Source organism: Streptomyces sp. NPDC056503 (genome assembly GCF_042794995.1).
GTDB lineage: Bacteria > Actinomycetota > Actinomycetes > Streptomycetales > Streptomycetaceae > Streptomyces.
This window is the reverse complement of record NZ_JBHTST010000220.1, coordinates 1-7,408: the sequence shown is the minus strand read 5'-3', so window position 1 is coordinate 7,408 and position 7,408 is coordinate 1. Positions and strand designations below refer to the sequence as shown.

General features: G+C 74.2%; 5 protein-coding genes and 1 pseudogene. 3 read left to right on the top strand and 3 right to left on the bottom strand.

All coding sequences use genetic code 11. The annotated features are described in order from the left end of the window. Positions 1-105: 105 nt before the first annotated feature. From ACFQ8C_RS35840 to ACFQ8C_RS35830, 3 genes and pseudogenes are all read left to right on the top strand, one after another. A pseudogene (locus ACFQ8C_RS35840) lies at positions 106-741 on the top strand (SDR family oxidoreductase); the annotation flags it as partial. Continuing rightward, positions 741-1,505, top strand: coding sequence for a glucose 1-dehydrogenase (locus tag ACFQ8C_RS35835; RefSeq protein ID WP_383465987.1), 765 nt, complete (start codon positions 741-743; stop codon positions 1,503-1,505). The pseudogene ACFQ8C_RS35840 and the gene ACFQ8C_RS35835, both read left to right, overlap by 1 nt. After that, positions 1,502-2,416, top strand: coding sequence for an alpha/beta hydrolase (locus tag ACFQ8C_RS35830; RefSeq protein WP_383465985.1), 915 nt, complete (start codon positions 1,502-1,504; stop codon positions 2,414-2,416). Before ACFQ8C_RS35835 ends, ACFQ8C_RS35830 begins: the two co-directional genes overlap by 4 nt. Before the next feature lie 78 nt (positions 2,417-2,494). Here the strand turns inward: ACFQ8C_RS35830 and ACFQ8C_RS35825 are convergent, their stop codons facing one another. From ACFQ8C_RS35825 to argG, 3 genes are all read right to left on the bottom strand, one after another. Then, on the bottom strand, positions 2,495-4,114 hold the full coding sequence (locus ACFQ8C_RS35825) for a flavin-containing monooxygenase (protein WP_383465983.1): 1,620 nt from the start codon (positions 4,112-4,114) through the stop codon (positions 2,495-2,497). 11 nt (positions 4,115-4,125) lie between these two features. Then, positions 4,126-5,673, bottom strand: coding sequence for a FadD3 family acyl-CoA ligase (locus ACFQ8C_RS35820; protein WP_383465982.1), 1,548 nt, complete (start codon positions 5,671-5,673; stop codon positions 4,126-4,128). A gap of 191 nt (positions 5,674-5,864) precedes the next feature. After that, the gene (gene argG, locus ACFQ8C_RS35815) at positions 5,865-7,313 is read right to left on the bottom strand and encodes an argininosuccinate synthase (RefSeq protein WP_383465980.1); all 1,449 of its coding nucleotides are present in this window, start codon (positions 7,311-7,313) and stop codon (positions 5,865-5,867) included. Positions 7,314-7,408 lie beyond the last annotated feature (95 nt).

Sequence of the window (7,408 nt, the reverse complement as noted above, 5' to 3'; positions counted from 1 at the left end):
CCCTTTTTAAACATTTTTTTTCGTGGGGGGCTGTTTTTTTTTTTTTTTCCCCCCCGCCCCCCCCCCCGCTGGTGGGGGGGGGGGGGCGGGGCCGGGGCGGGTCGGGCCCCCCGCGCCCGGTTCCTCCGCCACGACGTCACCTCGGAGGACGACTGGCAGGCGGTCGTGGCGTACGGGACCGCCGCCTTCGGGCGGGTGGACGGCCTGGTCAACAACGCGGGGATCTCCGGCGGTTCCCACGCCCTGGAGGAGCAGACGGCGGAGGCCTTCCGCCGGGTCGTCGACATCGACCTCACCGGAGTCTTCCTCGGGCTGCGGACGGTCGTCCCGGCGCTGCGGCGGGGCGGCGGCGGGTCGATCGTCAACGTCTCCTCCGCCGCCGGCCTCATGGGCCTGGCCGGCACCGCCGGATACGGCGCGGCGAAGTGGGGCGTCCGCGGCCTCACCAAGATCGCCGCGGTGGAACTCGCCGCCCACCGCATCCGGGTCAACTCCGTCCACCCCGGCATGATCCACACCCCCATGACCGCCCACCTCGGCCTCGGCACCGGCGAGGGCGGCTACCCCGCCGCCCCCATGGGAAGGGTCGGCGCACCCGAGGAGATCGCCCGCGCCGTCGTCTTCCTGCTCTCCGACGCCGCCTCGTACGTCACCGGCGCCGAACTCGCCGTCGACGGCGGCTGGACCACCGGACCCGTGCCCGGGCGCCCCACCACCGACCCCCTCCAGGAGGACCGCTGATGCCCGTCGAGCTGACCGGCAAGGTCGCGCTGATCACCGGCGCCGCGCGCGGCATGGGGGAGGCGGAGGCCCGCCTCTTCACCGCGCTCGGCGCCCGCGTCGTCCTCACGGACGTGCGGGAGACGGAGGGCGAGGAGACCGCCGCCTCGCTCGGCCCCGCCGCCCGCTTCGTCCACCACGACGTCACCGACGAGCCGTCCTGGAGCGCCGCCGTGGCCGCCGCGCTCGACGCCTTCGGCCGGCTCGACGTCCTCGTCAACAACGCCGCCGTCTACTCCACCTCCCCCATCGAGGACGAGGACCCGGCCCGCCTCGACGCCCTCCTCCGGGTCAACCTCGTCGGCCCCTTCCTCGGCATCCGCGCCGCCGCCCCGGCGCTGCGCGCGAGCGGCGGCGGGTCGATCGTGAACATCTCCTCGCAGGCCGGTCTCCAGGGCATCTGGGGCCACGGGGCCTACGGCGCCGCCAAGTGGGGACTGCGCGGACTGACGAAGACGGCCGCCCTCGAACTCGGCCCGGCCGGCATCCGCGTCAACTCCGTCCACCCGGGCGCCATCGCCACCGCCATGACCGCCCACCTCGGCACCGCCTCCCACCCCGCCGCACCGCTCGGGAGGGTGGGGGAGCCCGAGGAGGTCGCCCGGCTCGTCGCCTTCCTCGCCTCCGACGAGTCCTCGTACCTCTCCGGCGCCGAACTCGCCGTGGACGGCGGCGCGTCGGCCGGCCGGATGCCCCTCCTGACCGCGAAGGAGACGGACGCGTGAACCTGCCCGCCCCCGAGGTCCGGGCCCTCATCGACCTGGCCTCCGACCGGTTCCCCCCGCTGGGCACCACCATGACCGACATCGCGGAGGTGCGCGCCTTCTTCGCCGCCCGCCCCCGCCCCGCCGGCCCCCCGCTCCCCGTCGCCCGCGTCACCGACGCGGACGCCGACGGCGTGCCCGTCCGCGTCTACGAGCCGGGCGGCCGCGCGGACGCCCCCGTGATCCTCTTCTGCCACGGCGGCGGCTTCGTCCTCTGCGACCTCGACAGCCACGACGCCTTCTGCCGGAGCATCGCCGCCGCCACCGGCGCCACCGTCGTCTCGGCCGACTACCGGCGCGCCCCCGAGCACCCCTTCCCGGCCGCCCCCGAGGACGCCTACACCGCCCTGCTGTGGACCGCCGGGAGCCACCCGGGCCGCCGGCTCGCCGTCGCCGGGGACAGCGCGGGCGCCCACCTCGCCACCGTCGTCGCCCTGCTCGCCCGCGACCGGGGCGGCCCCCGCGTCTCCTTCCAGGCGCTCTACTACCCGATGCTCGACCCCACCCGCTCGCGCCCCTCGCACCGGGAGAACGCCCAGGGGTACTTCCTCACCGCCGACCACCTGCGCTGGTACTGGGACGCCTACCTCCCCGACCCCGCCGACCGCACCCACCCGCACGCGGCGCCGCTCGCCCACGCGGACCTCGCCGGCCTGCCGCCCGCCCATGTCGTCACCGCCGGCCTGGACCCGCTGCGGGACGAGGGGATCGCCTACGCCCGGGCGCTCGCCGCCGCCGGGGTGCCGGTGGAGACCCACCACTACCCGGGCATGTTCCACGGCTTCCTCTCCATGGCCGGCGCCCTGCCCGAGGGCGCGGGAGCCCGCGCGACCGCGTTCGCCGTGCTGCGGGCCGCGCTCGACGCCTCCTGAGCCTTCCGGGCCCGCGCCCGCGCCCCCTGTGCCCGCCCGACCGGCGGGCACAGGGGGCGCGTCCGTCTCTCCGGCGCGTCACGGCCCGATGAGGTCGAACCCCTCGTAGCCGTTCTCCGCGACCCCCGCGATGATCTCGCCGTACACCCCGAAGCCGCCGATGAACGGCATGAAGACCCTCGGCTTTCCGGGGATGTTGGCGCCGAGGTACCAGGAGTCCGCCGCCGGGAAGAGGGTGGCCGCCGCCCGGTCGCGGCACTCCGCGACCCACTTCCCGACGGCCTCGGGCCGGGCCTCGATCGCCCGGTGGCCGTGCGCGTCGAGGTGGCGCAGGCACGCGACGAGCCAGTCGACGTGCTGCTCGGCGCAGAGCACCACGTTGGCCATCACGGACGGACTGCCCGCCCCGGTCAGGCTGAACAGGTTCGGGAAGCCGTCCACCCCGAGCCCCAGGTACGTCCGGGGCCCCGCGGCCCACTCGTCCCGCAGCAGCCGTCCACCGCGCCCCCGTATCCCGATCCGGTCGAGCGCGCCGGTCATCGCGTCGAAGCCGGTCGCGAACACCAGCGCGTCCAGCTCCACCAGGGTGCCGTCGGCCAGGACGACGCCCCGGCTCTCGATCCGGTCGATCGGGTTGTCGCGCAGCCCGACGAGCCGGACGTCGGGACGGTTGAAGGTCGCGTAGTAGTCGGAGTCCGTGACGATCCGCTTGGTGCCGATCGGGTGGCCGGTGGGGACCAGCAGGTCGGCGACGGCCGGGTCCTCGACCACGGCCCGGACCTTCTCCTCCCAGAAGGCGCGCGCCGCGTCGTTGGCCGCCGGGTCCGTGAGCTGGTCGGGGAAGGTCTTGGAGTACAGCACCCCGCCCAGCCGCCAGCGCTCCTCGAACGCGGCCCGCCGCTCCTCCTCGGACACCTCGAAGGTTCCCGACGTCCGGGCCCGGTGCGGCGATCCGCCGCCGCTCAGCCGCGAGAGGCGCCGCCGTTCGGCGTACCCGGACTTCTGCGCCGCGCGGGTCCCCTCGTCCAGCGGGCGGTTGCCCGCCGGGACGCTGTAGTTGGCGCTGCGCTGGAAGACCGTCAGGTGCGCCGCCTGTTCGGCGATGAGCGGCACCGCCTGGATGCCGGAGGAACCGGTGCCGATGACGCCGACGCGCCGGCCGGTGAAGTCGACGCCCTCGTGCGGCCACGCCCCGGTGTGGTGGGTCTCCCCGGCGAACAGCTCCGCGCCCGGGATGGACGGGTGGTGGGTGGCGGAGAGGCAGCCGACCGCGAGGACGCAGAAGCGGGCCGTCACCGTCTCCCCCCGGTCCGTGCGGACCGTCCAGGTCAGCGTCGTCTCGTCCAGTTCCGCCGAGACGACCGAGGTGGCGAAGGAGTAGTCGCGGCGCAGGTCGAAGCGGTCGGCCACATGGCCGAGGTAGCGGATGATCTCCGGCTGGGCGGCGTACTTCTCGCTCCAGTCCCACTCCTGCTGGAGCTCCTCGTCGAACGAGTACGAGTAGTCCACGGACTCCACGTCGCAGCGGGCCCCCGGATAGCGGTTCCAGTACCAGACCCCGCCGACGTCGTCCCCGCGCTCGAAGCCGCGCACCCGGTAGCCGAGGCCGCGCAGCCGGTGCACCGCGTACAGGCCGGTGACACCCGCCCCGACGACGATCGCGTCGACGTCGGTGGAGGTGGTGGTGCTGTCGTTCACGTGCGTGCTCCTCATCCGCCGGCGGGGTTCTCCGCCAGCCGTCGCAGGGCGCCCTTGTCGACCTTCCCCGCCGCGTTGTGCGGGAGGGCCGGGAGCGAGTGGAAGGCGCGTGGGGCCTTGAAGTTGGCCAGGCGCTCACGGGTGTACGAGGTCAGTTCGGCGGGGTCGATCCGGGCGCCGTCCGCGGGGACGCAGTACGCGACGCCGACCTCGCCGAGCCGTCCGTCCGGCGTGCCGACGACCGCCGCGTCCAGGACGGCCGGATGGCCGCGCAGGACCTGCTCGACCTCCGCCGGGTACACGTTGAACCCGCCGACCACGAACATGTCCTTCAGCCGGTCGGTGATCCGCAGGAAGCCGCGGGCGTCGAGCACGCCGACGTCGCCGGTGCGCAGCCAGCCGTCCGCGTCCACCGCCTCGGCCGTGGCCCCGGGGTCGTCGAGGTAGCCGCGCATCACGTGGAAGCCGCGGGTCAGGATCTCGCCGGGCTCGCCGGGCGGTGCGTCGACGCGCAGCTCCGTGCCCTCCAGGGCGGTGCCGGAGGTGTGGGCGAGCGTCTCGGGCGGCTCGTGCGGCGGGCAGATCGCGACCACCCCCGTCGCCTCCGTCAGGCCGTAGGCGGTGGAGACGGACCGGGCGCCGAGGCAGGTCCTGATCTGCTCGATGAGCGCGGTGGGGATGTTCGCCGCGCCCGTGACGGCCATGCGCATCGCGCCCAGGTCGTACGCGGCGCGGGCCGGGTGGTGGATGAGCGAGGTGAAGACGGTGGGCGCCCCGGTGAGGACCGAGATCCGTTCGTCCCGCATCCGCCGCAGGACCGTGTCGGCGTCGAAGACCGGCTCGGGGACGATCGTCGCCCCGCGCAGCAGGCAGGCGAGGACGCCCGCCTTGTAGCCGAAGGTGTGGAAGAACGGGTTCACCAGGAGGTGGCGGTCGCCGCGCCGCAGGGTGACCGTGCGGGCCCAGGCGTCGTACACCCGCAGGTTCTGTCCGTGGGTGGCGGGGACGCCCTTGGGCCGGCCGGTGGTCCCGGAGGTGAAGAGGACGTCGGCGGGGTCGTCGGGGCGGACGGCGGCCGAGCGGGCCAGCCGCTCCGCCGGCGTCACCCCGCCCGCGGCCGCCAGGAACTCCTGCCAGTCCCCGGTGTGCAGGGCCACCGTCCCTTCCAGGAGCGGGAGTTCCTCGCCGGAGTCGGCGAGCAGCGCGCGGTAGTCCGTGCCCAGGAAGTCGTGCTCGGTGAAGAGCAGCCTGGTGCGGGAGCGGCGCAGGATGTCGGCGGCCTCGGCCGCCCGGTAGCGGGTGTTGACGGGGACGAGGACGGCCCCGGCGGCCACCGCGCCGAGCGCCGCCACCACCCAGTGGGCGCTGTTCGGCGCCCACACGGCGACCGCGTCGCCGGGGCGCACCCCTCGCGCGATCACCGCCCGCGCGGCTTCGTCGACGCGGTCGCGCAGCTCGCGGAAGGACCAGCGGTCCCCGCCGGAGACGAGGGCCTCCTCGTCTCCGTAGGCCTGGGCTGCCCAGTCCGCGAGCCGGGCCAGGGTTTCGGCGCCCCTCATGATCCGTCACGACCTCCTTGTGTGGATCCACGACGGAGGGGAGCCTCGCAGGCGGGGGCGGCCCGGCGCAGGAGCCGTTTCCCGCTCACCGGGAACACCGGCGCGGGCCTGCGGACGGGGAGGAACGGCGGCACGCGAAGGAGGGGCGGCGTCGGCCGCCCCTCCTCGGGTGTCGTACGGGTCGCCGGTGCCTAGTCGGTGCCGGTCTCCATGGCGGCGCGGTCGAGCGCCGTCTCCTCGCTGTCGGGGGTCTCGCCGCGCGAGGCGATGACCTCGGCGCCGCCCTCGGGCATCGAGCCGATGAGGCCGGTGGCGGCGGCCTGCGCGGCGCCGATGGCCGGGCCGCCGGTGCCGATGAGGCCGATGCCGGCGTACTGCTCCAGCTTGGCGCGGGAGTCGGCGATGTCCAGGTTCCGCATGGTCAGCTGGCCGATCCGGTCCAGCGGGCCGAAGGCGGAGTCCTCCGTGCGCTCCATGGACAGCTTGTCCGGGTGGTAGCTGAAGGCGGGGCCGGTGGTGTCGAGGATCGAGTAGTCCTCGCCGCGCCGCAGCCGCAGGGTGACCTCGCCGGTGACGGCGGCGCCGACCCAGCGCTGGAGCGACTCGCGGATCATCAGCGCCTGCGGGTCCAGCCAGCGGCCCTCGTACATGAGGCGGCCGAGCCGGCGGCCCTCGTTGTGGTACTGGGCGAGGGTGTCCTCGTTGTGGATGGCGTTGACGAGGCGCTCGTAGGCGGCGTGCAGCAGCGCCATGCCGGGGGCCTCGTAGATGCCGCGGCTCTTGGCCTCGATGATCCGGTTCTCGATCTGGTCGGACATGCCCAGGCCGTGGCGGCCGCCGATGGCGTTGGCCTCCATGACCAGGTCGACGGCGGAGGCGAACTCCTTGCCGTTGATCGTGACGGGGCGGCCCTGCTCGAAGCCGATCGTGACGTCCTCGGGGGCGATCTCGACCGACGGGTCCCAGAAGCGCACGCCCATGATCGGGTCGACCGTCTCGACGCCGGTGTCCAGGTGCTCCAGGGTCTTCGCCTCGTGGGTGGCGCCCCAGATGTTGGCGTCGGTGGAGTACGCCTTCTCGGTGGAGTCCCGGTAGGGGAGGTCGTGGGCGACGAGCCACTCCGACATCTCCTTGCGGCCGCCGAGCTCGGTGACGAAGTCGGCGTCCAGCCACGGCTTGTAGATCCGCAGGTGCGGGTTGGCCAGCAGGCCGTAGCGGTAGAACCGCTCGATGTCGTTGCCCTTGAAGGTGGAGCCGTCGCCCCAGATCTGGACGTTGTCCTCCATCATCGCCCGCACCAGGAGGGTGCCGGTGACCGCGCGGCCCAGGGGGGTGGTGTTGAAGTAGGCCCGGCCGCCGGAGCGGATGTGGAAGGCGCCGCAGGTGAGCGCGGCCAGCCCCTCCTCGACCAGCGCGGCGCGGCAGTCGACCAGACGGGCCACCTCGGCGCCGTAGGTCTTGGCGCGCCCGGGCACCGAGGCGATGTCGGGCTCGTCGTACTGGCCGATGTCGGCGGTGTACGTGCAGGGGACCGCGCCCTTGTCACGCATCCACGCGACCGCGACGGAGGTGTCGAGACCACCGGAGAAGGCGATGCCGACGCGCTCGCCGACGGGAAGGGAGGTGAGAACCTTGGACATGGCAATAGTATGCATCAATCTGCATGGCTATGCAACGCCAGGCTTCGCCGCGACCCGAGGGGCCCGGTGGACCGGCCTCCCGCGAGGCGCCGGTC

Excerpts from the sequence above, each read along its gene's own strand:
- argG (WP_383465980.1), bottom strand. The coding sequence starts at position 7,313 with ATGTCCAAGGTTCTCACCTCCCTTCCCGTCGGCGAGCGCGTCGGCATC.
- ACFQ8C_RS35835 (WP_383465987.1), top strand. The coding sequence starts at position 741 with ATGCCCGTCGAGCTGACCGGCAAGGTCGCGCTGATCACCGGCGCCGCG.
- ACFQ8C_RS35820 (WP_383465982.1), bottom strand. The coding sequence starts at position 5,673 with ATGAGGGGCGCCGAAACCCTGGCCCGGCTCGCGGACTGGGCAGCCCAG.